This is a genomic window from Terriglobales bacterium, from assembly GCA_035937135.1.
In the GTDB taxonomy this organism is placed as follows: domain Bacteria; phylum Acidobacteriota; class Terriglobia; order Terriglobales; family Acidobacteriaceae; genus DASYVL01.
This window is the reverse complement of sequence record DASYVL010000182.1, coordinates 1-22292: the sequence shown is the minus strand read 5'-3', so window position 1 is coordinate 22292 and position 22292 is coordinate 1. Positions and strand designations below refer to the sequence as shown.

Annotated in this window: 21 protein-coding genes and 1 tRNA gene; 12 read left to right on the top strand and 10 right to left on the bottom strand. The window is 64.8% G+C overall.

Features of this window, described 5'->3' with window-relative positions:
• Positions 1-68: 68 nt before the first annotated feature.
• The 4 genes from VGQ94_10615 (at position 69) to VGQ94_10600 (ending at position 2462) form a co-directional block, all read left to right on the top strand.
• Positions 69-329, top strand: a complete 261-nt coding sequence (locus tag VGQ94_10615; protein HEV2022961.1) for a hypothetical protein — start codon at positions 69-71, stop codon at positions 327-329.
• 63 nt (positions 330-392) lie between these two features.
• Positions 393-478 (top strand) — tRNA-Leu (locus VGQ94_10610).
• A gap of 30 nt (positions 479-508) precedes the next feature.
• Entirely contained in the window at positions 509-805 is a 297-nt protein-coding gene (locus VGQ94_10605; GenBank protein ID HEV2022960.1) for a DUF3467 domain-containing protein, read from the top strand.
• A gap of 43 nt (positions 806-848) precedes the next feature.
• A complete protein-coding gene (locus VGQ94_10600; GenBank protein ID HEV2022959.1) occupies positions 849-2462 on the top strand; it encodes a glycosyltransferase family 39 protein in 1614 nt (537 codons plus the stop codon).
• 16 nt (positions 2463-2478) lie between these two features.
• Here VGQ94_10600 and VGQ94_10595 read toward each other — a convergent pair whose 3' ends face one another.
• Together VGQ94_10595 and VGQ94_10590 are read right to left on the bottom strand one after the other, a co-directional pair.
• Positions 2479-3165 (bottom strand): uracil-DNA glycosylase, encoded by a 687-nt coding sequence (locus tag VGQ94_10595; GenBank protein ID HEV2022958.1) that lies wholly within the window; start codon positions 3163-3165, stop codon positions 2479-2481.
• 5 nt (positions 3166-3170) lie between these two features.
• Entirely contained in the window at positions 3171-3470 is a 300-nt protein-coding gene (locus VGQ94_10590) for an antibiotic biosynthesis monooxygenase (GenBank protein ID HEV2022957.1), read from the bottom strand.
• Between the two features lie 124 nt (positions 3471-3594).
• Here VGQ94_10590 and tig point away from each other — a divergent pair, with 124 nt between their 5' ends.
• Genes tig through lon form a run of 4 tightly spaced genes read left to right on the top strand, consistent with a single transcriptional unit; the run spans position 3595 to position 9225 of the window.
• Positions 3595-4920 carry a trigger factor gene (gene tig, locus VGQ94_10585; GenBank protein ID HEV2022956.1) on the top strand — a complete coding sequence of 442 codons (1326 nt, stop codon included), beginning with the start codon at positions 3595-3597 and terminating at the stop codon, positions 4918-4920.
• A 4-nt stretch (positions 4921-4924) separates the two neighbouring features.
• On the top strand, positions 4925-5509 hold the full coding sequence (clpP, locus tag VGQ94_10580) for an ATP-dependent Clp endopeptidase proteolytic subunit ClpP (protein ID HEV2022955.1): 585 nt from the start codon (positions 4925-4927) through the stop codon (positions 5507-5509).
• Between the two features lie 16 nt (positions 5510-5525).
• On the top strand, positions 5526-6794 hold the full coding sequence (gene clpX, locus VGQ94_10575) for an ATP-dependent Clp protease ATP-binding subunit ClpX (GenBank protein HEV2022954.1): 1269 nt from the start codon (positions 5526-5528) through the stop codon (positions 6792-6794).
• Positions 6795-6810: 16 nt separating this feature from the next.
• Positions 6811-9225: an endopeptidase La gene (lon, locus tag VGQ94_10570; GenBank protein HEV2022953.1), complete on the top strand. Its 2415-nt coding sequence runs from the start codon at positions 6811-6813 to the stop codon at positions 9223-9225.
• A gap of 94 nt (positions 9226-9319) precedes the next feature.
• Here the strand turns inward: lon and VGQ94_10565 are convergent, their stop codons facing one another.
• From VGQ94_10565 to VGQ94_10530, 8 genes are all read right to left on the bottom strand, one after another.
• Positions 9320-9793 carry a transposase gene (locus VGQ94_10565; protein HEV2022952.1) on the bottom strand — a complete coding sequence of 158 codons (474 nt, stop codon included), beginning with the start codon at positions 9791-9793 and terminating at the stop codon, positions 9320-9322.
• A 75-nt stretch (positions 9794-9868) separates the two neighbouring features.
• A complete protein-coding gene (locus VGQ94_10560) occupies positions 9869-12496 on the bottom strand; it encodes a M1 family metallopeptidase (GenBank protein HEV2022951.1) in 2628 nt (875 codons plus the stop codon).
• A 49-nt stretch (positions 12497-12545) separates the two neighbouring features.
• Positions 12546-13814, bottom strand: a complete 1269-nt coding sequence (gene hutI / locus VGQ94_10555) for an imidazolonepropionase (protein ID HEV2022950.1) — start codon at positions 13812-13814, stop codon at positions 12546-12548.
• Positions 13815-14336, bottom strand: coding sequence for a DinB family protein (locus VGQ94_10550; GenBank protein HEV2022949.1), 522 nt, complete (start codon positions 14334-14336; stop codon positions 13815-13817).
• Between the two features lies 1 nt (position 14337).
• Positions 14338-16017 carry a urocanate hydratase gene (gene hutU, locus VGQ94_10545; GenBank protein ID HEV2022948.1) on the bottom strand — a complete coding sequence of 560 codons (1680 nt, stop codon included), beginning with the start codon at positions 16015-16017 and terminating at the stop codon, positions 14338-14340.
• Positions 16018-16062: 45 nt separating this feature from the next.
• Complete coding sequence (locus VGQ94_10540; GenBank protein ID HEV2022947.1) at positions 16063-16467, bottom strand: prepilin-type N-terminal cleavage/methylation domain-containing protein; 405 nt, start codon at positions 16465-16467, stop codon at positions 16063-16065.
• Positions 16461-16943, bottom strand: coding sequence for a type II secretion system protein (locus tag VGQ94_10535; protein HEV2022946.1), 483 nt, complete (start codon positions 16941-16943; stop codon positions 16461-16463). Before VGQ94_10535 ends, VGQ94_10540 begins: the two co-directional genes overlap by 7 nt.
• 24 nt (positions 16944-16967) lie before the next feature.
• Complete coding sequence (locus VGQ94_10530; GenBank protein ID HEV2022945.1) at positions 16968-19238, bottom strand: secretin N-terminal domain-containing protein; 2271 nt, start codon at positions 19236-19238, stop codon at positions 16968-16970.
• A gap of 139 nt (positions 19239-19377) precedes the next feature.
• On the opposite strand from VGQ94_10530, the gene smpB reads away from it, so the two are divergent.
• The 4 genes from smpB (at position 19378) to VGQ94_10510 (ending at position 22219) form a co-directional block, all read left to right on the top strand.
• Entirely contained in the window at positions 19378-19905 is a 528-nt protein-coding gene (gene smpB / locus VGQ94_10525) for an SsrA-binding protein SmpB (GenBank protein HEV2022944.1), read from the top strand.
• Between the two features lie 118 nt (positions 19906-20023).
• Positions 20024-21523: a leucyl aminopeptidase gene (locus VGQ94_10520; protein ID HEV2022943.1), complete on the top strand. Its 1500-nt coding sequence runs from the start codon at positions 20024-20026 to the stop codon at positions 21521-21523.
• A 126-nt stretch (positions 21524-21649) separates the two neighbouring features.
• Complete coding sequence (locus tag VGQ94_10515; protein HEV2022942.1) at positions 21650-21931, top strand: hypothetical protein; 282 nt, start codon at positions 21650-21652, stop codon at positions 21929-21931.
• A 36-nt stretch (positions 21932-21967) separates the two neighbouring features.
• The gene (locus VGQ94_10510) at positions 21968-22219 is read left to right on the top strand and encodes a hypothetical protein (protein ID HEV2022941.1); all 252 of its coding nucleotides are present in this window, start codon (positions 21968-21970) and stop codon (positions 22217-22219) included.
• The last annotated feature ends 73 nt before the right edge of the window (positions 22220-22292 follow it).

Here is a 22292-nt window from a genome sequence, read left to right as displayed (position 1 = left end):
CCGGTGCGAGGTCAGGCGGCTCCGGCTCCCGACCGCCGGGAGGTGGCGTTGTGATTATGACTCCGCTGATGGAAGTTCTGCTGATCGCCTGGGGCAGCTTCACCCTGGTCCTGGTCGTCCTGCTCATTTACCGCGCCACCCTTAACATGCAAGAGGACGATCAACTATTCCTCGACGAGGCCGAGTCCCACATGCAGAAGGAGCAGGAGGAGCTGCTGACCAAGATGCACCGGATCCAGCCCTACGTGCGCGGCTTCGGCGCGGCTTCCGGGTTGCTGACCCTGGTGATCGTCGGGCTCGTGGTCTACGACGCCCTCACTCGCCTATAAGTACGGGCGCGCTTGCGCTCGAGGGCAACTGCCCACAGACTTCTCCTATACTTGTTCCCGAAAGCCAGGATGGCGGAATTGGCAGACGCACACGCCTTAGGAGCGTGCGCCGAAAGGCATTGGGGGTTCGAGTCCCTCTCCTGGCACCAGCCGCACTGTTTACCGACAAGCGAGGTGCTATGAGCAACCCGGCGCAGCCCAACATCAAGATCTCCCAGGACGCCAGCTATCGCGAGAACTACGCCAACAGCGTACAGATCCGCGTGAACGTCTGGGATTTTTTTCTGGTCTTCGGCACCCTGCAGCAGCAGAGCCCGGCCGAGGTCGAGGTGATGAACTTCCAGGGCATCTACCTGAGCCCGCAGCAGGCCAAGGCTCTGCTCGCCATCCTGGAGCAGAACATGGTCAACTACGAGAAGACCTTCGGCGAGATCAAGCTGGATCCGCGCCTGGCCACGGGTGGGGCCGTCAACTAGGCGCAGCCCAGGCCGCGGTTCCTGTGTCGCCCGAAACTGCGCTGTGAGCGAGCCCCCCCAGAAACCGACGCCGGCCGGACCCTACCTGGGTGCGGTGTTCGCGCTCACCTTTACCCTGATGTTCGCGCTGCACGCGACGCTCCTGCGCCTGCCCTATTTCTGGGACGAGGCCGGATACTTCGTCCCCGCAGCGCGCGACCTGCTGCTCTCCGGCGACCCCATCCCCGCCTCCACTGTCTCCAACGCCCACCCGCCGCTCGTGACCGCCCTCCTGGCGCTCTGGTGGAAGCTTGGGGCCTTTACTCCCCTCTCCACCCGCACCGCCATGCTGCTGGTGGCGGCGCTGGCTTTGACCGGAGTCTTCCGCCTGGCGCGGCAGGTGTCGAATCTCGAGGTCGCGGCCGCCACCACTTTGTTGACCGCGCTCTACCCTGTCTTTTTCGCCCAGAGCTCCCTGGTGCATCTGGACATGGCCGCCGCAGCTTTCACCCTTTGGGGCCTGAGCTTCTATCTGGAAGGCCGCCGCTGGCCCGCAGTCGCTCTCTTTTCCCTGGCGGCGCTGGCCAAGGAGACCGCCATCGTCGCTCCCTTCGCCCTCCTGCTTTGGGAGCTGGCTCAACCCATGGTTGCTCGCCGGTGGGCTGCACTCGGTTCTGGGCCGGTACGGCGCTCCGCTTCCTTGCTCCTGCTCCCTGCCCTGCCGCTGGCATTGTGGTATGCGTATCACGCCCATCGCACCGGCTACATCTTCGGCAACCCGGAATTCGTCCGCTACAACCTGAGCGCCACGCTCGATCCGCTGCGCATCCTGTTGGCCGGGTTGCGCCGCCTGTGGCACCTCACCGGCTACATGAACCTGTGGCTGCTGACGGGCATCACCGCCTTCGCTCTGCGCCGGCCGGCGCTTCAGGATGGCGGGCAGCCACGGCTGCGCGTTGACCTGGGAATCCAGGCGGTCTTCGCGGTCGTGATTCTGGCTTATGTGGCCATGTTGTCCGTGCTGGGAGGCGCGGTGCTGGCCCGGTATTTGCTGCCCGTGGCCCCGCTCGGGATCCTGCTGTGCGTTTCTACTTTGCGGCGGCGCCTGCGCCACTGGCTTTGGGTGGTGTCGCTGGTGAGCGCGGGGTTCGTCGCCGGGTGGCTGCTGAATCCGCCCTACCCCTTCGCCCCGGAAGACAACCTGGCCTACCGCGATTACGTCACCTTGCACAAGCGCGCTGCGGACTTCCTGTCTGCAAGATATCCGCACGCGCGGGTGCTTACCGCCTGGCCGGCTTCGGACGAGCTGACCAAGCCCTACCTGGGATACACGCGCGAACCGTTTGCGGTCGTCGCCGTTCAAAACTTCTCGGCGGCTCCCTTCTCTGCCGCCGCCCGCGACAGCTCGCGCTACGACGTCGCCCTCCTGTTCTCCACCAAATATCAGCCGCCGCAGAATCTCTTCGATCTCGTTCCCTTCTGGGAGCAAGTGCAGGAGCGCTACTTCGACTACCACCGCGACCTGTCCGCGGAAGACGCGGCCAGGATGCTGGGCGGTCGCGTGGTGTGGCGCGAACAGCGCCAGGGTGAGTGGGTGGCGGTCATCGAGATCGAACGCGCGCTGAACGCGCTCAATCTGCGACAGAGCCACAGGGACACAGAGAAAAACAAACGGTAGCTCTGTGCCGCTGGGGCTATTTCGCTGCGAAGCGCGCGGCGTCGCGGAAGATTTTGACGAACATCTTCCGCGTGAGCTTTCCCGTATTCGTGTTTTGCCGGGAAGGATGGTAGGAGGCGACGAGCGTCTTGCCGTCGGGCAAGCGGTAGCGGGCGCCGTGGGCGAAGCGCAAGCCGCTTCGATTGGCAATCACTCCGCGGCGCTTCAGCAGATTGAGGTAGGAGTCGAAGGCCACTTTTCCCAGCGCCACCACCACCCGGACATTCTTCAGGCCAGCGACCTCGCGCTCAAGAAACGGCGCGCAGCGGGCCAGCTCCTCGGGCTGAGGCTTGTTTCCCGGCGGCGCGCAGCGCGCTGCGGCGGTGATGTAGGCGTCGCGGAGCCGCAGGCCGTCGTTGCGATCTGTGGCGTCCGGCCGGGAGGCGAAGCCGGCCTGGTGCAGTACGGGATACAGAAAATTCCCGGAGCCGTCGCCGGTAAACATCCGTCCGGTGCGGTTGGAGCCGTGCGCGCCCGGCGCGAGGCCCAGGATCAGGACGCGAGCCTTGGGGTCGCCGAAGCCGGGAACCGGTCTGCCCCAGTACTGCCAGTCGCGGTAGGCGCGGCGCTTTTCCTGCGCGACTCTTCTGCAGTGCGAAACCAGCCGCGGGCAGCGGGTGCAGGCGATGACTTCGTGGTTCAGTTGGTCGAGCCAGGTCGGCATGGGAGTCAGATCACCTCGAAGATCCTGAGGCAAGTTTCCTTCTCCGTCAGCGCCTCGCACTGGCGGTCGATGAGGAAGTATTCCTCGGAGAACCGGGACTTGAACTCGTGGAACGCGGCGAGGTCGTCCCAAAGATCGAATGTAAGGTAGCGGCTGGGCTTCTCCGTGTCGCGGACCAGGACGGTGCCGTGGTAGCCGTCACCTTTCTTGAAGAAGGTCGCCCAGGTGCCGGAGCTGGAATAGTGGCGCTCGAACTCCGCCGTCTTCCCCGGCTTCACGCGGAACTCCCAGACGATGTCGATCACTTTTAACTCCCTCCGCATTCTATCCGAGCCTCGGTCGACGCGAAATTCACTGCCTGCCCGTTTGACCGCCTTCGCAAGACTCCTTAGACTGAAAGTGTTCCCATCCTCCTCCCTTGAGGTTTTCTTGAGTACTACCGAAACGAAGGACGCCTGCGTGCGCGAAGTCGAGGTCGAGGTTCCCGCGGACGTGGTGGCGCGCGAGACCGACTCCGTCGTCGAAAAGTACCGCAAGGCGGTGCGGCTGCCGGGCTTCCGCAAGGGCAAAGCGCCCGCCACCATCATCCGCATGCGCTTCCAGGGCGAGGTCAAGGGCGAAGTGGTCGAGGCGCTGGTGCCGCGCTACTTCCAGCAGGAGATGGAGCGGCAGAAGCTGGAGCCGGTATCGCAGCCGCGCATCAGCGACCTGAAATTGGAACCGGGCGAGCCTCTGCGCTTCAAGGCGTCGTTCGAAGTGCTGCCGGAGATCGAGCTTTCGGGATACGACAAGCTGCGCGCCGAGGTGGAGGACGTTAAGGTCACCGAAGAGGAAGTGGAGCAGGCGGTCGAGCACCTGCGCCAGCAGCAGGCCACCTACACCGCGGTGGACGACCGGGCGCTGGCCGACGGCGACTTCGCCCAGGTCAGCTTCCGCGGGACGCCCAAGGAAGGCGGCGGGCAGCCGGCGAGCGTCGAGAGCATCCTGGTGGAGATCGGCGGCACCAACACCGTGGCAGAGTTCTCCGAGAACCTGCGCGGCGCGCGCGCGGGCGAGGAGCGCAGCTTCGACGTTCACTATGCCGCGGATTTTTCCGACGCGCGCCTGGCGGGAAAGACTACCTCCTACACCGTGAACATCCAGAGCGTGAAACAGCGCGCCATCCCCGAGCTCAACGACGACTTCGCCAAGGAGCTGGGCGAGTTTCAGACGCTGGACGACCTGCGCAAGCGCCTGCGCGAGCAGATGGAGTCGGAGCGGAAGCAGCACGCCGAACACGTAGCCAAGGAAAAGCTGGTGGATCAACTGGTGGAGGCGCACGACTTCCCGGTCCCGGAGTCGCTGGTGGAGCAGCAGGTCGACGTGCGGCTGGAGCGCGGCTTGCGGGCGCTGGCCATGCAGGGCATGCGCGCCGACGACATGAAGAAGATGGACCTGCCCAAGCTGCGCGAAGGCCAGCGCGAGGGCGCGCGCAAGGAAATGAAGGCGTCGCTGCTGCTGGAAAAGATCGCGGAGCGGGAGAAGATCGAAGTCAGCGACGAGGAAATCGTCCAGGAGATCGAGGCGCTGGCCAAACACACGCAACAGACGGCGGACGAAGTGCGCGCTCGTTTGACGCGCGATGGAGCGCTGGATAGAATCCGCAACAGAATCCGAAGCGACAAGACTCTCGACTTCTTATTTCGCCGGTCCTCCTCCGGCGTGCCTGATCCCGAACCCAAACCTCCCGCCAAGCGCGCGGGCAAAGGCAGGTGAGCGAATGCTGGTGCCGATGGTGGTGGAACAGACCAGCCGGGGCGAGCGCGCCTACGACATCTATTCCCGGCTGCTGCGCGACAACATCATCTTTCTGGGCACGCCCATTGACGACAATGTGGCCAACCTGATCACCGCGCAACTGCTCTTCCTGGCGGCCGAGGACCCGGAGAAGGATATCCAGTTATACATTAACTCTCCAGGTGGCTCCGTCACCGCGGGCATGGCGATTTATGACACTATGCAGTTTGTGAAGCCCGAGGTGATGACCATCTGCATCGGACAGGCAGCCAGCATGGCGTCGCTTTTGCTGTGCGCGGGCGCGCCCAAGAAGCGCTTCGCCCTACCCTACTCGCGCATCCTCATCCACCAGCCCTCGATGGGCGGGCTCTCGGGCCAGGCCACGGACATCGACATCCACGCCCGCGAGATCCTGCGCATGCGCGACATCACCAACCAGCTCATCGCTAAGCACACCGGGCAGAAGCTGGAGAAAGTGGAGCGCGACGTAGAGCGCGACTTCATCATGAACGCGCAGCAATCGAAGGAATACGGCATCGTGGATGACATCATCCACAAGCACAAATAGAAGGGGAGGCACGGGAGTGAAGAGCCGATCTGGCACGGACGAAGGGTTGCGCTGCTCGTTCTGCCACAAGTCCCAGGACGCGGTGGCCAAGCTGATCTCCTCGCCCTCGGACTACCCGCGCGCCTATATCTGCGATGAGTGCGTGGCGGTGTGCAACTCCATCCTGGAGGACGACCGCACCGAGACCCACGCCGCCGCCGCGCCCAATACGCTCCCCAAGCCGCAGGAAGTCCGCGTGTTCCTGGACGAGTACGTGATCGGCCAGGAGCAGACTAAGAAGAAGCTCGCGGTCGCCGTCTACAACCACTACAAGCGCGTCCACATCAACCGCCAGAAGGACAGCGAGGTGGAGCTGGCCAAGTCCAACATCCTGCTCATCGGCCCTACGGGCACGGGCAAGACGCTTCTAGCGCAGACCCTGGCCAAGATGCTCGACGTCCCCTTCGCCATCGTGGACGCCACCACGCTCACCGAGGCCGGCTACGTGGGCGAAGACGTGGAGAACATCATCCTCAAGCTGCTGCAGGCCGCCGACGGCGACGTGAGCCGCGCGCAGACCGGCATCATCTACATCGATGAGGTGGACAAGATCGGGCGCAAGGACGAGAACCCGTCCATCACTCGCGACGTCTCCGGCGAGGGCGTGCAGCAGGCGCTGCTGAAGATCCTCGAGGGCACGGTGGCCAACGTGCCGCCGCAGGGCGGGCGCAAGCATCCCCACCAGGAATTCACGCCCGTGGATACCACTAACATCCTCTTTATCTGCGGCGGGGCCTTCGTCGGCCTGGAGAAGGTGATCGGGCGGCGCGTGGGCCGCAAGGCCATGGGCTTCCGCGCGGCGCAGGAGGCCACGGAACCGGGCGTGCCGCAGCAACGCGACACCGAGTTGCTGTCTCAGGTGCAGCCCCAGGACCTGATCAAGTACGGACTGATCCCCGAGTTCTGCGGACGGCTGCCGGTGGTGGGCGTGCTCAACGACCTGGACGAGAGCGCGCTCATCGAGATCCTCACCCGGCCCAAGAACGCCATCGTCAAGCAGTACCAGCGCCTGTTCGAGTTCGAGAACGTGCGCCTGCTCTTTACCGAAGAGGCGCTGCGCGCCATCGCCCGCGAAGCCATGGTGCGCAAGGTCGGCGCTCGCGGGCTGCGCATGATTCTGGAAGAGCTGATGCTGGAGTTGATGTACCACCTGCCCAGCCAGAAGAAGGTCAAGGAATTCGAAGTCACCAAGGAGATGGTGGAGCGGCGTGACATATCGCTTACAATGATGGAGAAGGCAGGCTGACCCCTAGGGAGACCCATTGACCCAGACGACCGCAAGCCGGGAAAAGTTCAACACGCGCAAGCTGCCCATGATGCCCATCCGGGACGTGGTCATCTTCCCCCACATGATGACGCCGTTCGTCGTGGGACGGGAGTCGAGCGTGCGCGCCCTGGAAGAGGCGCTGGCCGCCGACAAGAAGATCTTCCTCGCCACGCAGCATGACGCCAGCGTGGACGAGCCCAAGGCCAACGAGATCTACCAGGTGGGCACCATCGTCAACATCGTGCAGTCGCTGAAGCTTCCCGACGGCAACATCAAGGTGCTGGTGGAGGGCGTGGAGCGCGGCAAGGTGCTGGCCGTTGTGGACACCGAAGGCTACTTCCAGTCCACGGTGCGCACCGTCACCTACGCCACGGAGGTCAACCCGCTGATCGAGACCGCCATGCAGCGCATCACGTCGCTGTTCGAACAGTACGTGAAGCTCTGCCAGTCGCTGAACTACGAGACCATGCTGGCCGCGGTCCGGCTCGAAGACCCCTCCAAGCTGACAGACATCATCGCCGCCAACCTGCAGCTCTCCATCGAGGAGAAGCAGGACCTTCTGGACCTCTTTGACCCGGTCGATCGCCTGACCCGCATCGCCGACGTGCTGGACATCGAGATCGAGAAGCTGAACATGGACCGCTCCATCCAGTCGCGCGTCAAGCGCCAGATGGAGAAGGCGCAGAAGGAGTACTACCTCAACGAGAAGATCAAGGCCATCCAGAAGGAACTGGGCCGGGGCGAGAAGAACGAGTTCGAGGAACTGAAGAAGAAGATCGATTCCTCCGGCATGCCCAAGGACACGCACGAGAAGGCGCTCCAGGAATTGAAGAAGCTGGAAGCCATGCCACCCATGTCGGCCGAATCCACCGTCAGCCGCAACTATCTGGACTGGCTGCTCGCCGTGCCCTGGAAGAAGCGCTCGAAGGAGATCCGCGACATCGATCGTGCCGAGAAGGTCCTGAACGAGGACCATTACGGGCTGGAGAAGATCAAGGAGCGTATCCTTGAATTTCTGGCGGTGCGCCAACTGGTGCAGAAGCCCAAGGGCTCCATCCTGTGCTTCGTGGGGCCGCCGGGCGTGGGCAAGACCTCGCTGGGAATGTCCATCGCGCGGGCCACGGGCCGCAAGTTCGTGCGCCTGTCGCTGGGCGGAGTGCGTGACGAAGCTGAGATCCGCGGCCATCGCCGCACCTACATCGGCGCCCTCCCCGGCCAGATCATTCAGATGATGAAGAAGGCCGCCACCAAGAATCCGGTTTTCATGCTGGACGAAGTGGACAAGATGTCCATGGACTTCCGCGGCGACCCCTCGGCCGCCCTGCTCGAGGTGCTCGATCCGGAACAGAACTACATGTTCATGGACCACTACCTGGACGTGGAGTACGACCTCTCGCAGGTGTTCTTCATCGCCACCGCCAACGTACTGCACACCGTGCCGCCGGCGCTGCAGGACCGCATGGAAGTGCTGCGGTTGCACGGCTACACCGAGTACGAGAAGATCGAGATTGCCAAGCAATTCCTGGTCAAGAAGCAGCTCCTGGCCGCCGGCCTGACGACGAAGAACCTGGAGTTCACCGACCAGGCTATCGACGCCATCATCCAGTCCTACACCCGGGAAGCCGGGGTGCGGAACCTGGAGCGCGAGATCGGTAACGTATGCCGCAAGGTAGCGCGCCGCGTGGTCAAGGAAGGCGCGGCGTTTCACCTCACGCTGGCCCAGGAGAACGTGGGCGAGTTTCTGGGCGTCATCAAGTACCGCGACACGGCCGCGCACGAGAAGAGCGAGATCGGCCTGGTCACGGGTCTGGCCTGGACCGAGGTCGGCGGCTCCATCCTCTCCACCGAAGTGACCATCGTGGACGGCAAGGGCAAGCTTATCCTCACCGGCAAACTGGGCGACGTGATGCAGGAATCAGCGCAGGCGGCGCTTTCCTACGTACGCTCGCGTGCGGCCAAGCTGGGCATTCCACGCGATTTCTACCGCAACGCGGACATCCACGTGCACGTGCCCGAGGGCGCCATCCCCAAGGACGGCCCGTCGGCGGGCATCACCATCGCCACCGCCATCGCCAGCGCGCTGAGCAAGATCGCCGTGCGCCGCGATCTGGCCATGACCGGGGAGATCACCCTGCGCGGCAAGGTACTGCCCATCGGCGGCCTCAAGGAAAAGCTGCTGGCCGCGCATCGCGCCGGGATCTTCGAGATCATTATGCCCAAGGACAACGAGAAGGACTTGGAAGACGTTCCTGCGAACCTGCGCAGCGTTCTGAAGCTGCACTTCGTCGAGACCATGGACCAGGTGCTGCAAGTCGCTCTGGTCACGCCGCTGCCCGAACTGGCCGAAGAGGCTGCCCCGGCGCTGCCTCCGGTCCCGCCCACGGCCGAAGCGCCTGTGACCCACCAGTAAGGTTCAACCTTTCCCCAGCGCTGCTCGTGTAGGCACGGGTCTTCGACCCGTGCCTCTTTCCGCCCGGCTCAGAGAGCCGGGCCTATACAAACCTCTAAAGGACCGGAACCACGCCTCGCCAGAGCCAGGGATACTCTTCGGGGGCCCTCGCTAATCCTGCGCGTACTGGATTCTGACAAAGGTAATCAACCTTCTTGGCCAGGCTTTCGTTGGATCGGAGAACGTGGTCAAAGGACTCTTCCTGCCAGACCCGACCCCGCCGTTGTAGGGCTTGGTTGATGGCATGGGCAGAGGCACCCTTGATAGCGTGCATGATTTCCATGAGGCTGAAAGGGCCGTCGCGGTCGCTCCGCGGCGAGAAGATCAGGTGCGCGCGATCGGGCATGACAACGACTACGTGCAGGTCGATTGTGTTGCCGTCTTGCTTCAAAGAGGAATCGAGCGCTAACTGCCTGGCAGTCTCGGGAAGCTCCCATCTCGTGTGCGTGGCGAAGGTGACGAATACGGGCCGATAGTCTTTCTGTAAGTGTGGGAGCTTTCGCCGATAATCGTATTTTCGGGGCAGCATACGTTGATGTGTAGGCACGGGTTTCCGACCCGTGCCTCGTTGCACCCGGCTCAGAGAGCCGAGCCTACACAGCCCTTACTGCACTCCTGCCGCGCTGTGGCTGCGGAGCCAGAGCGCGAGCCGCTCCTGCTGCGCCGACTTCAGGCCAATGCAGTTGTTGATGCGCTCCAGCGACTGGCGCAGGCTGCGGCTCTCAGCGGGGACGTTGTGTTCGCCGGCGAACTTCTGCACGTCGTCACGCGCCGCGGCATCGCAGAATCCGCCAGCCGCGCGAATGACCCGCTGGCCCCCAAGCGAGAGTCCCATCTTGCCCTGCACGTCGCTCCAGCGCGTCTTCACGAACTGCCAGGCGATAGCGCGCGCCGCCGGATTCTCGAAAACGGAACCCAGCATGCGCCCGGAGTCCTGAATGCGCACCTCCGGGGAGATGCTGTATTCGAGCGTGCGCTGGATGAGCGCGGGATCGCGGAAGCGGGCGAGCGCCTGCTGATAGAGGTAGCGCTCCTCGGGCGCCTGAAGCTTGCGCGCCTGGTCGAGATACTGGTCGTAGAGCGCGGCGTCCCCGTGAATGGCGGCCAGACGCACGGCGGTCTCCAGCAGCGTGGGGTCGGCCTCGGCGCCTTCCTTCAGGTGCCGCTCCACCAGCGCCCGCGCCTGCTGGAAGACCTGAGGATCGTCCCCGGCATAGCCCAGCGTGTAGAGCACGTAGGCGCGAGTGCTGTGGCGCTCCTCGCTCTCGCCCGGCTGCGCCTGCCAGCCCAGTTCGGCGGCCGCCGGACGCAGCAGCTCGCGCACCCAGGCCTGGTAGGCCTCGCGGGCGGCGTCGCTGGTCAGGTCGTCAGAGATGTCGCGCAGACGTGTGGCAACGATCTCCACCACCGCGCGCTCGCGGTCGCCCTTAAGCCCTTCGGCGAGCTTGAGGAGGTCCCCGATGTCGTGGTGGCCGACGCGCACCTGCGCCCACTCGTCGCCCAGCAGCGTGATGCGCTCGGCGGGCGAGAGTTCTTTCTCGGCGGCAGCCGCCATCTGGCCCACTACCTCCGGTGAATAGGCGGAGCGGTAGTAGCCCTGGCTTCCGGCATTGGCGAAGACCCAGGGCGCGCAGCCCGGCCGAGTGAAGGTTTGTTCCTCCTGGGTGAGAAGCTCACAGCGGGCGGGCTGGCTTGATCCCGCGGGCTTGAGGCAGACGGGAACGTTCCACAGTTCGGGGCCGCCGGCCTCCATCCGCTTGCGGTCATAGAAGAAGCGCCGCTGGGAGAGCGTGACTTCGGTCTCCCCCTTCTGCGTGCACTTGGACGCGACGCTGATGACGGGCGCGCCCGGCTGGTCCACGAAGCTCTTCATGACCTTGTCCACTGGCTTGCCCGAGACCTGGGCGATGGCGCCCCAGAAGTCCTCGGCGGTGGCGTTGGCGTAGGAGTGCTTGGTGAGGTAATTGGTAACGCCGCGGCGGAAGGTTTCCCGGCCGACGTAGCCCTCCACCCTGCGCAGCACGGCGGCGGACTTGCCGTAGGCAATGCCGTCGAATTGCTCGCCAATCTCGGCGCGGGTCTCGGCCTTGGAGCGGATGGCGCGCGTAGAGGCCGTGGAGTCCAGGCTCAAGGAGTTGCCGGTGTCCTGCACTTCGTCCAGTTGCGGGTTCCACTCCGGCTTCCAGATCTTGGTGGGATTGGGCGAGGCCCAGGTGGCGAAGCCCTCGTTGAGCCAGATGTTGTCCCACCACTGCGCGGTCACCAGGTCGCCGAACCACATGTGGGCGATCTCGTGGGCGAGCACGTCGGCCACCGTGCGATGCGAATCCACCGAATCCTTGGCGTCGTCGATCAGGAGCACGCGCTCGCGGTAGAAGATGGCACCGGTATTCTCCATGGCGCCGGCGGAGAAGTCGGGCACCGCCAGCACGTCCAGTTTGCCGAAGGGATACTTGATGCGGTAGTAGCCATTGAAGAAATGGACAGCCTCCTCGGCGGCGCGCAGAGCGAAGGTGGCGAGATGCGTCTTGTCCGGAGTGGAGCAGATGCGGATGGGGATGCCGTCCACCCCGCCGCTCACGCACTTGAAGTCGCCCACCGCCATGGCCACCAGATACGAAGACATTTTGGGAGTACTGGAAAAGGTGAGGGTGTGCTTGCCGGGCTCGGGGCCGGGCTTGTCGGAGAGGATGCGGCCGTTGGAGATGGCGGTATCGCCCTGGTCCACCACCAGCGTGATGGCGAAGGTCGCCTTCAGGGCGGGCTCGTCGAACGAGGGGAAGGCGCGGCGGGCGTCGGTGGCCTCGAACTGGGTGACGGCGTAGTTGCGGCCTTGTCCCTTGCTCAAGTAGAAGCCGGCGAGCTGGTCGTTCAGCGTTCCCGTGAAGTGGACGTGGATGAGGACCTTGCCCGCGGGCAGCGGTTCCGGGAAGGTGAAGGTGGCCGTCTCCTTCTGCGGGTCGGTCGTGACCGTGGCCGTGAGCGTCTTCTTCCCCATGTGCGCCATCACGTCCTGATATTCCAGGTCCAGGGAGTTCACGGTGAGGGTGGCGCTGGACTGCTTGAGCACCACGTCAATCGCCTCTTCCCCGCGGAACTTGGCGGCCTTCAGGTCGGGGTAGAAGGTGAGCTGGTAGTGTTCCGGGGAGGCATTGCCGGGCAGGCGCTCGGCGCTCGCGCTTGCGGCAAGAGTAAGAAGTGCGGCCAGGACAAAGAAGATTCGTTTTTTCATGTCACCTTTCCGGATCATGTGGGTTCTGCCGAGGAGTGAATCAATGATTTTACGCAATCAGGACGCCCTTGAGAATCGTCCCCACGCAGCGGTTGGCCGCTACCCAGTAGGGGATCTCGCGGTAGTCGTCCACGTCAAGAAGAGCGAGGTCGGCGTCCTTGCCGGGCTCGAGGCTTCCCTTGCGATGGGCGAGTCGCAAAGCGTGCGCGCCGTTGAGCGTGGCGGCGGCGATGGCTTCCGCCGGCGTCATTTTCATCTGCGTGCAGGCCAGCGAGAGTACAAAGGGCATACTGGCGATGGGCGAGCTGCCGGGGTTGTAGTCGGTGGCCAGGGCCACGGGGACGCCCGCCTCGATCAGCCGCCGCGCCGGAGGATAGCGGTCGAGGCCGAGGAAAAAGTTGGCGCCGGGGAGGAGCGTGGCCACGGTGTCGCGGCGCGCGAGCTGCGGCAGGTCTTCATCCGCCACCCAGTCCATGTGGTCGAGCGAGGCGGGATGGAAGCGCAGCAGCGGCCACACCTCCATGCCGCTCAACTGGCAGACGTGCGCGCGCACCCCAAGGCCGTACTTGGCGGCAGCCTCGAAGACGCGCTCGGCGTCGGCAAGGCTGAAGGCGCCGCGCTCCACGAAGATGTCCACGAACTGCGCCAGTTTTTTCTTGGCCGCCTGCGGGATCATCTTCTCGCAGACCTCTTTCAGGTACTTCTCCGGCTTGCCCTGGAATTCCTTGGGGACTACATGCGCACCGAGCAGCGTGGGAACGATGGTCCCGGGCCATTCGACTGCGACGGCGCGGATGGCTTCGAGCGACTTGAGCTCGGCTTCCGTGGTGAGCCCGTAGCCCGACTTCGCTTCCACGGTGGTGGTACCCTGCCGGGACATTTCCTCGAGCGCAGCCAACGCCTTCCCGGCCAGCTCCTTGACGCCCGCCTTGCGCACGCCTTCGACGCTGGAGCGGATGCCGCCGCCGGCCGCGGCGATTTCTTCGTAACTGGCGCCGGCAATGCGTTTTTCGAAGTCCGCGAGGCGAGGCGCGGAAAAGATCAGATGCGTGTGCGAATCCACAAAGCCGGGCAGGACGACCTTGCCGGCGCAGTCGAGCTCCACCGGCTTCTTCCCTTTCGCTGCGCGCAGGATGTCGCTCTGCTTCCCCGCGGCGGCGATCTTCCCGTCCACACAAAGCACCGCGGCGTCTTCCACCAGCCCAATGTCGTTCAGCTCCGGCCGGCGCAACGGGCCGGTGGCCTTGAAGGTAGTAGAGCGCAGGGTGAGGAGCTGGCCGATGTTGGCTAGCAGGAGGACCTGGACGTTCGGCGCCACTTACTCCATCACCTGAGTGAAGATGAAGTCGTGCTGCCAGTCCTGTTTGAAGCCGTTCTGGCGGAGAACCATGGCGACCTGCCCCCAATGGCGCACGCTGTGCAACAAGACGTGGGCGAACATCTTACGGCGGCTGGCTGTGATGCTCATCACGCGCGCCTTGAACTCGATGGGCTCGCTCCACTGCGCCTCGGTATAACTGTCGAGGAGTTTGCGAAGATGCCCCAGCGCGCCCTCGTGATAGGCAAAAAGCTGCTCGAGTGAATCCGCGGGAAAGTCGTCGTAGGAAAACCGCTCGCGAGTGGTGCCGGACAGGCGTTCGCCATAGAGCTGTTCGACCACGAAGATGTGGAGCACGGCGCCGCGGACAGTCTTCATGTCCGCCATATCCATCGGCACGTCCAAGGCCGCCGGAGTTGCCGCGAAGAACTTGCGCCAGCGCTCGGTCTCCTCCTCGTTGTGGCGGAGAAGCTCGTCGAAGCTCGCGCTCGCCAATGCCGCCGCGCCTTTGTGTGCGCCCACGCTATTTCTCCCCGGGGATCTTCACGCCCTTACGGTGAGCGAACTCGATAGCCTCCTCGTAGCCGGCGTCCGCGTGCCGCGCCACGCCGATCCCGGGGTCATTGGTCAGGACACGCTCGATGCGTTTGGCCATGGCGTCGGAGCCGTCGGCCACGGTCACCTGGCCGGCGTGCTGCGAGTAGCCGATGCCCACGCCTCCCCCGTTGTGGATGGAAACCCACGACGCTCCGCTCGCGGTATTCAGCAGCGCGTTCAAGAGTGGCCAGTCAGCGACGGCGTCTGAGCCGTCCTTCATGCTCTCAGTCTCACGGAAAGGAGAAGCCACCGAGCCGGTGTCAAGGTGATCGCGGCCCATGACGATTGGCGCTTTGAGCTTGCCCTTCTTCACCAGCTCGTTGATGGCCAGGCCGAACTGGGCGCGCTCGCCATAGCCCAGCCAGCAGATGCGCGCCGGCAGTCCCTGGAACTTGATGCGCTTGCGCGCCAGCTCGATCCAGCGGCTGAGGATGCGGTTGCCGGGAAACATCTCGAGCACCAGCTCGTCGGTGACGGCGATGTCCGCCGGGTCGCCGGAGAGCGCCACCCAGCGGAAGGGCCCGCGGCCCTCGCAGAAGAGCGGGCGGATGTAGGCGGGGACGAAGCCGGGAAAGTCGTAAGCGTTCTTGACGCCGCGCTGGAAGGCGAAGGTGCGGATGTTGTTGCCGTAGTCGAAGGTGATGGCGCCCATCTTCTGCAGGGCGAGCATGCCCTCGACGTGGCAGGCGATGGCGTCGAGCGACTTCTCCTGGTACGCCTTGGGGTCGCGCTGGCGAAGCACGAGCGCTTCCTCCAGCGTCATGCCGTTGGGCACGTAACCGTTGAGCGGGTCGTGGGCCGAGGTCTGGTCGGTGAGCAGGTCAGGGACGACGCCGCGCGCAGCCAGCTCCGGCACCACGTCGGCGCAGTTGCCCACCAGGCCGACGGAGACCGCTTCCTTCTTGCGCACCGCATTCTTCAGGATGCGCAGCGCCTCGTCGAGCGAGTTGACCATGAAGTCGCAGTAGCCGGTCTTGAGGCGCTTCTTGATGCGCTCCGGGTCCACGTCAATGCCCAGGAAGGCGGCGCCGGCCATGGTGGCGGCCAGGGGCTGCGCGCCGCCCATCCCGCCCATCCCGCCGGAAACCACCAGCTTCCCTTCCAGCGAGCCGCCCAGGTGCTTATCGGCGGCGGCGCAAAAAGTCTCGAACGTTCCCTGGATGATGCCCTGCGATCCGATGTAGATCCACGAGCCGGCTGTCATCTGGCCGTACATCATCAGGCCCATGCGCTCGAGTTCGTTGAACTTCTCCCAGTTCGACCAGTGGCCCACCAGGTTGGAGTTGGCGATGAGTACGCGCGGGGCGTACTCGTGCGTCTGGAAGACGCCCACGGGCTTGCCCGACTGCACCAGCAGGGTCTCGTCGTTCTCCAGCGCCTTGAGCGCGGCCACGATGGCGTGGAAGCACTCCCAGCTGCGCGCCGCCTTGCCCGTCCCGCCATAGACCACCAGGTCCTGGGGGCGCTCGCCCACCTCTTCGTCGAGGTTGTTCATGAGCATGCGCATGGCCGCTTCCTGCTGCCAACCTTTGCAGGAGAGCGTGTTGCCGCGCGGCGCCTTCACCGGGGTGTAGGTGCGATGGTTGATTTCAGTCTCGATCGGCATCAGCAAAGATGTTAGTGGTTTCGGAACTCTGGTTCAACGCGAGATTCACCACGAGCCGTAGGGGCTGCCATCGCTGGCGGCGAGGGTGGAGCCGCTGTGGACGTCCGTAATGCCGGGCTGGTCCTGGTCCACGCTGAGGACGATGTCCTCCTGCACCACCACCCAGGTGTCGCGGGAGTTGGTGATGGGATCGAGCGGGACCTCGCGCATGTAGCCGGCGCTGACCAAGTCCTCCAGCGCCTGGGGCGCGCGCAGCTTGTCGAGCGAGTACTGGTCGATGGCCGAGCGCATCTGGTAGAGGTCTTCCCGCAGCACCGCCTCGCGCGCCTTCTTGATGTGCTGCTGGTACGCGGGAATGGCAAACGATAGCAGGATGAGGATGATGCTGATCACCACCATCAGCTCCAGCAGGGTGAAACCGCGCGCGGATTGTTTCCACCGAATCACCATTCCGAATACTTTGTCCCGTCGAGGGCGGTGCCTTCGGCCTTGGAATACACGTCGAAGACGTTCTGCCCGCCCCAGGAGGTGGAGGCCGGGTCATCCTGCATGGCGCGCAGGCCCCACTCCGTACCGCCGGTCATGGGGTCCACGGGGACCTTCCGCAGGAAGCGCACCTTCTTGCCCTGCACGTCCACGCCGTTCACCAGGGTCTCGAGATCGGGCGGATAGCCCTCGCTGCCCACCTTGATCTGGAAGGCGCCGCGGTCGGCGGCGTCCTTGTAGCGGTCGATGGCGTCGCGCATCTCCCACAGGCCGCGGCGCAGCTCGCGCTCCCGCTCCCGCTTGATGCGGGTGCGGGCGATGGGGATGGCGGCGCTGGTCAGGATGAGCAGGATGGTGATGGCCACCACCAGCTCGATCAGCGTGACCCCGCGCTTCCCCGCTCGGCGAGACGCCACGACGCTGCGCGCCAACGAAAGCATAAAAATATCCTGGCTCCGCGGCGGCTAGCGGACGGTGACCGTGGCCGGCGTCGCCACCACCTGCAGCATCTGCATGTTGGCGTCGCGCGCTCCCGGCCGGGTGATGATCAACGAAGACTGCCCCGGCGCCTTGGCCACGAAGGTGAGGCTGAAGACCGGTCCCTCGCCCGCGACGCCGCCCGCACCCGGCGGCCGCGTGGCGCTCACCTGGAGCGTCCCCGGCGGATCTTCGCGGTGGACCAGCGCCACCGACTGCCCGTCGCCTGCCAGGAAGCCGCCGTTCGAGATGTTCAACAGCTGCAGCACTCGTGGATCATAGGAAACCTGGACGGGCACGGCATAGATGGGATCGGCGCCGCTGTAGACGATGTTGACCACGAAGGTCGAGCCCACCGCCTGCGTGCTCTCCACCGGATCGAAGCGCAGAGCGCGCGGACCGATGGGAGCAGGCCTGGGCGGCACCGGGTTGGGACCCATAACGGTGGCCGGCGGCTGGGTGACCAGCGCCGCTCCACTGGGAGCGGCAGCCGTAGGCCTCGGCGCCTCCGCGTTGCCGGCGCGGCGCAGGTCGATGGCCGTGCCCGTTCCCACGTCCAGAGTCCGGGTGTTCAGCTCGCTCAACTCCTGACTGCGGACAATGTGCGGAATCAGCGCGAAGACGATCTCGCTCTCGATCCTCTCCTTTTTCTCATCGGAGAAGAAGTAGCGGAAGAAGGGGATGCGCCCCAATCCGGGGATCCCCCCCAGCGTCTTGATGTCCTGTTCCTCGAGGATGCCGCCCAGCAGGTTGACCTCGCCTTCCTTCAGGCGGATCTCGTGCTCGATCTTGCGCTGGCCGATCACCGGCTGGTCGATGCCCCCGATGTTCACGCGCGAGGTGACCGAAGAGATGTCGATCATCAGCTTGAGCGTGACCTCGCGGCCGGCGTGCACCCGCGGCGTGATGTCGATGTTCACGCCCACGTCCAGGTACTGGAACTGAGTGTTGACCAGGGGATTGATGCCCACGCCGCCGATGCCCGGCTGAAAGGAGCCCGTCGCGACGGGCACTTTGTCGCCGATCTTCAGCGATGCCTTCTGGCCGTCCAGCGCCCGGATCTGCGGGTTCTGGATGATCTTGGTGTTGTCGTCGGTGAACAGCAGGGTGGCCGTCGCCGCGGGAATGGTGGCGATGAAGTCGGTAGCGTTCAGGTGCGCCAGACTCCTCAGGTTAATGGTCCCGGGCGTGGTGGTGGTGGTGGTGGTGGTGCCGGAGGTGCTGGTGGAGGTGGTCCCGGCCAGTTGGACGGAGGCGCTGGTGGGCGGCCGGATGCCCAGTTGGCGCAGTTTGTCGCGCCGCACCTGCAGGACGGCCACTTCCACGATCACCTCGGGGCGGGCCTTGTCCATGTCATTGATCAGTTTTTCGGCCAGCGCCACCTGGTCCGGCGTGCCGCGCACGATGACCATGTTCTGCGACGGCACCTGCTGCACCCGGCTGAACTCCAGGATCTGCCGCAGCGCGTTCACCACGTCCTGCAGCTCGCTGGCCGCCGAGAGATTGGAAAGATAGAAGCTCTTGATGACGCTCTGCTCCAGCTCCTTGCGCTTGGCGCTGGTGTCGGCGGCGATGAAGATGGTGTTTGAGGTCACCGGACGCCAGAAGGTCTTCGACTCCATGGCCACGATGTTGAGCGCCTGGCTCAGGGTGACGGCGTTGAGGTCGATGCTCACGCGCCGCGGGGTGTAGTCCGGATCGAAGAGCACGTTGATGCCGGCCACTTTGCCCAGGCTCTCATAGATCATGCGGCTATCGCCGGAAAGATGCAGCGTGATGGGCTGGTCGGAGATGGCAGCCAACTCTACCGGGCCTTGCGCCTCCTGGATGCGCCTGCTCAGGCTGCTGCCGGGTGGCGGTGCAGGAGCGGCCGTGGGAGGAGCGGCCTGCTGGGCGTCGAGCAGGGCGCGGGTGCGGCGGATCTCCTGCTGGGCGATGAAGCTGGAGGCATCGAGCGCGGCGGCTTTCTCGAACTCCGCCAGCGCCTCCGGCAGATTCCCGCCTTCGCGAAGCAACTGGCCGCGATGCACGTGCGAGGCCCCAGCCAGGAAGCGCAGGCGCTCCATGGAGGTGCGATATTTCAGGTCGCCGGGTTTCAGCTCCCAGGCCTTGCGATAGGCGTCGTAGGCGGCCTCGTAGTTCTGCCGGATCTCCGCCTCTTTGCCCTGCTTGTAGAGCGTCTTGGCCTCATCGGCGGCCGTGGGCAGCGCCAACAGAAGCGCACCCAGCAACGCCATTGCGCGGGCAAGTTTCCTCATCCAACTCCTTTGTCGAGGTCAGGCGAGCGGGCCGGGCCCCAGCGGAAAACCGCGATTATAGCACCGCGTCCCGTGCAACCGCGCCCCCCAGCGCCCTGTGCTAGCATACGAACTTTGGCCCGTAACCTCTTGATTCCCCATGCCCCGCCAGCGTTCGCATCCAACCAAGCCGGAGAAGCCCAAGAGCCCGCCGCGCGACCCCACCGCCGCCGGGCTGCGCGATGCGGCCGTCAACCGCGCCGCCGGACATCGCTACTTCCTGCTGGAGAAGTTCGAAGCCGGAGTGGTGCTCACCGGCACGGAGGTGAAGGCCATCCGCGCCGGGCGAGCGAACCTGAAGGACGCCTACGGCCTGGTCAAGGGCGGCGAGCTCTGGCTGCTGAACGCCCACATCGGCGCCTACGAGCACGGCAACATCTACAATCACGAGCCGCTGCGCACACGGAAGCTGCTGGTACATCAAGAGGAGTTGGGCAAGCTCCTGGGGCGCACCCAGCAGAAGGGCCTCACGCTCATCCCCACGCGCCTCTACTTCAAGCGAGGGCGGGTGAAGTGCGAGTTGGCCGTGGCCAAAGGCAAGCAGCTCTGGGACAAGCGCGAGACCATACGCCGTCGCGACGCGGACCGCGAGGCGCGCGCCGCCATCACCCGCAGCCGGAAGACTTAACCACGGAGGCACGGAGACACGGAGCAAACCAAACCAGGGCAGGACTAGTAACCGGAGCCGGCGCTTCTTAAGATTTGATTCCCTCCGTGCCTCCGTGTCTCCGTGGCGAAAGGATCCCATGAAAACGCTACTCTCATTTTCGAAGCCCGCAGAACTAGAAACCGAGTGCCTGGTCGCAGTTGTGCTCGACCACGGCGAGAAGGACAAACCCGCCGCCAAGATTGCCGGTGACCCGGCCATCGCTTCGGCCGCAGCAGACGCTATCGCCTCGGGCGAGATGACGGGAAAAGCCTTCGAAAGCGTCCTGCTGCACCGTCCGCAGGGACTCAAAGCCAAGCGCCTGCTGCTGATCGGCGGCGGCAAGGCGAAGGCCTTCTCCGCCTATGAGTTGCGCTTGCTGGCGGGCGCGGCCGCACGCGCGCTCAAGCCGAAATCCATCCGCAGCTTTGCCTTTGCGGCTCCCAAGATCTCTGGCGGTGCCACCGCGGCAGTGCGCGCGATTGTGGAGGGCGCCTTCGTCGGCAACTTCGATCCCGACACTTACAAGAGCGACCGCAAGGACCAGAGCATCGAGGCCGTGACCGTGGTCCCGCCCGCGGGCTCGAACCCGAGATCAGTAGGGCGCGCGCTGGAGGAAGCACGCATCCTGGGCGAGTCACAGAACTTCACCCGCGAACTGGTGAACGAGCCCGGCAATCGCATGACTCCGACCATGCTCGCCGAACGCGCCCGCAAGATGGTGGCTGAGATCGGCTCGAAGGCGCTCACCTGCGAGATCCTGGGCGCGGACAAGATCAAAAAGCTGAAGATGGGCGCCTTCTGGAGCGTGGCCCAAGGCTCGGACGAGCCTCCGGCGCTCATCGTGCTGCGCTACTCGCCGGCGGGCGCGCCGGAAAAACCGGTGCTGGGCTTGGTGGGCAAGGGCATCACTTTCGATTCGGGCGGCATCTCCATCAAGCCCTCCGAGGGCATGGAAAAGATGAAGTACGACATGGCGGGCGGCGCGGCCATGCTCGGCGCCATGCGCGCCATTGCGCTCTTGAAGCCCAAGGTGAAGGTCATCGCGCTGGTCTGCGCCTCCGAGAACATGCCCTCGGGCAAGGCGCAGAAGCCCGGCGACGTGCAGATCGCCATGTCCGGCAAGTCCATCGAGATCATCAACACCGACGCCGAGGGCCGGCTGGTGCTCGCCGACGGACTCACCTATGCCCGCCGCCTGGGCTGCACCCACCTGATCGACGCCGCCACCCTCACCGGCGCCGTGGTGGTGGCGCTGGGAATGATCCAGGCCGGCGTCTTCGCCAACCACGAGCCGAGCTACCAGCGCTTCCGCAGTGCGCTCGACCGCTCCGGCGAGAAGATGTGGCGCATGCCGCTCGACGATGAGTATCGCGAGATCATCAAAAGCGGCATCGCCGATATCGTCAACTCTGGCGGACGCTGGGGCGGCGCCGTCACCGCCGCCATGTTCCTCAAGGAGTTTGCCGAGGACACGCCCTGGATCCACCTCGACATCGCCGGCGTCGCCTGGATGGAGGAGACCAAGCCCTGGATCGCCAAGGGACCCACCGGAGTTGCCGTGCGCTCACTGGTCGAGTTCGTGCGGGGATTCGAGTAACGGAGATCACGTAGGCCCAGCCGCCCCCGGCTGGGCGGGCGAGCTTCGCTCGCCAGGATTGGTCTTACGGCCCAAAGCGCCACGGGTTCCGCGCACAGAGCGTGATGTAAACTTTCCACGCGCCGCATGACCTGGATCAAGACCATTCCGCTCGCCGACGCCAGCCGCGAACTGCTCGAGGCGATGGAGCAGCAGAAGACGCTCTACCCCGTCGAGTACGCCACGCCGGTGCAACCCACGCCCGACGGCCCGGCGGCCATCGTGGCCTCGCACAGCCTCATCCCGGATGCGCTCTTCCACGCCTTCGCCACCTTTGGCGTGCTCATGTCGCCGGAGCTGCCTCTCACCCGCCGCCAGCACGAGATGATCACTACGCTGGTCTCGGTGACCAACCGCTGCCACTATTGAATCGTCCCTCACGCAGAGTTTCTGCGTCGGGTCACGTTGGATGAGAAGTTCGTCGAACAACTGAAGCAGGACTACACCCAGGCCGAGCTTTCGCCGCAGGACCGCGCCATGCTGGATTTCGTGGTGAAGATCACGCGCGACGCTACCCAGATCTCCCCGCGCGACCACGAGCGGCTGCGCGCCACCGGCTTCGATGACCGCGGCATCCTCCAGATCACCCTCATCGCTTCCTGGTTCAACTACATCAACCGCGTGGCGGATGCCCTGGGCGTGGGACGCGAACCGTAACGGTTACATCACAGAAGGAACGGAAATCCCCATCAGTTCCAGCGTGCGCATCAGTTCGCGGCGCACGGCCGCT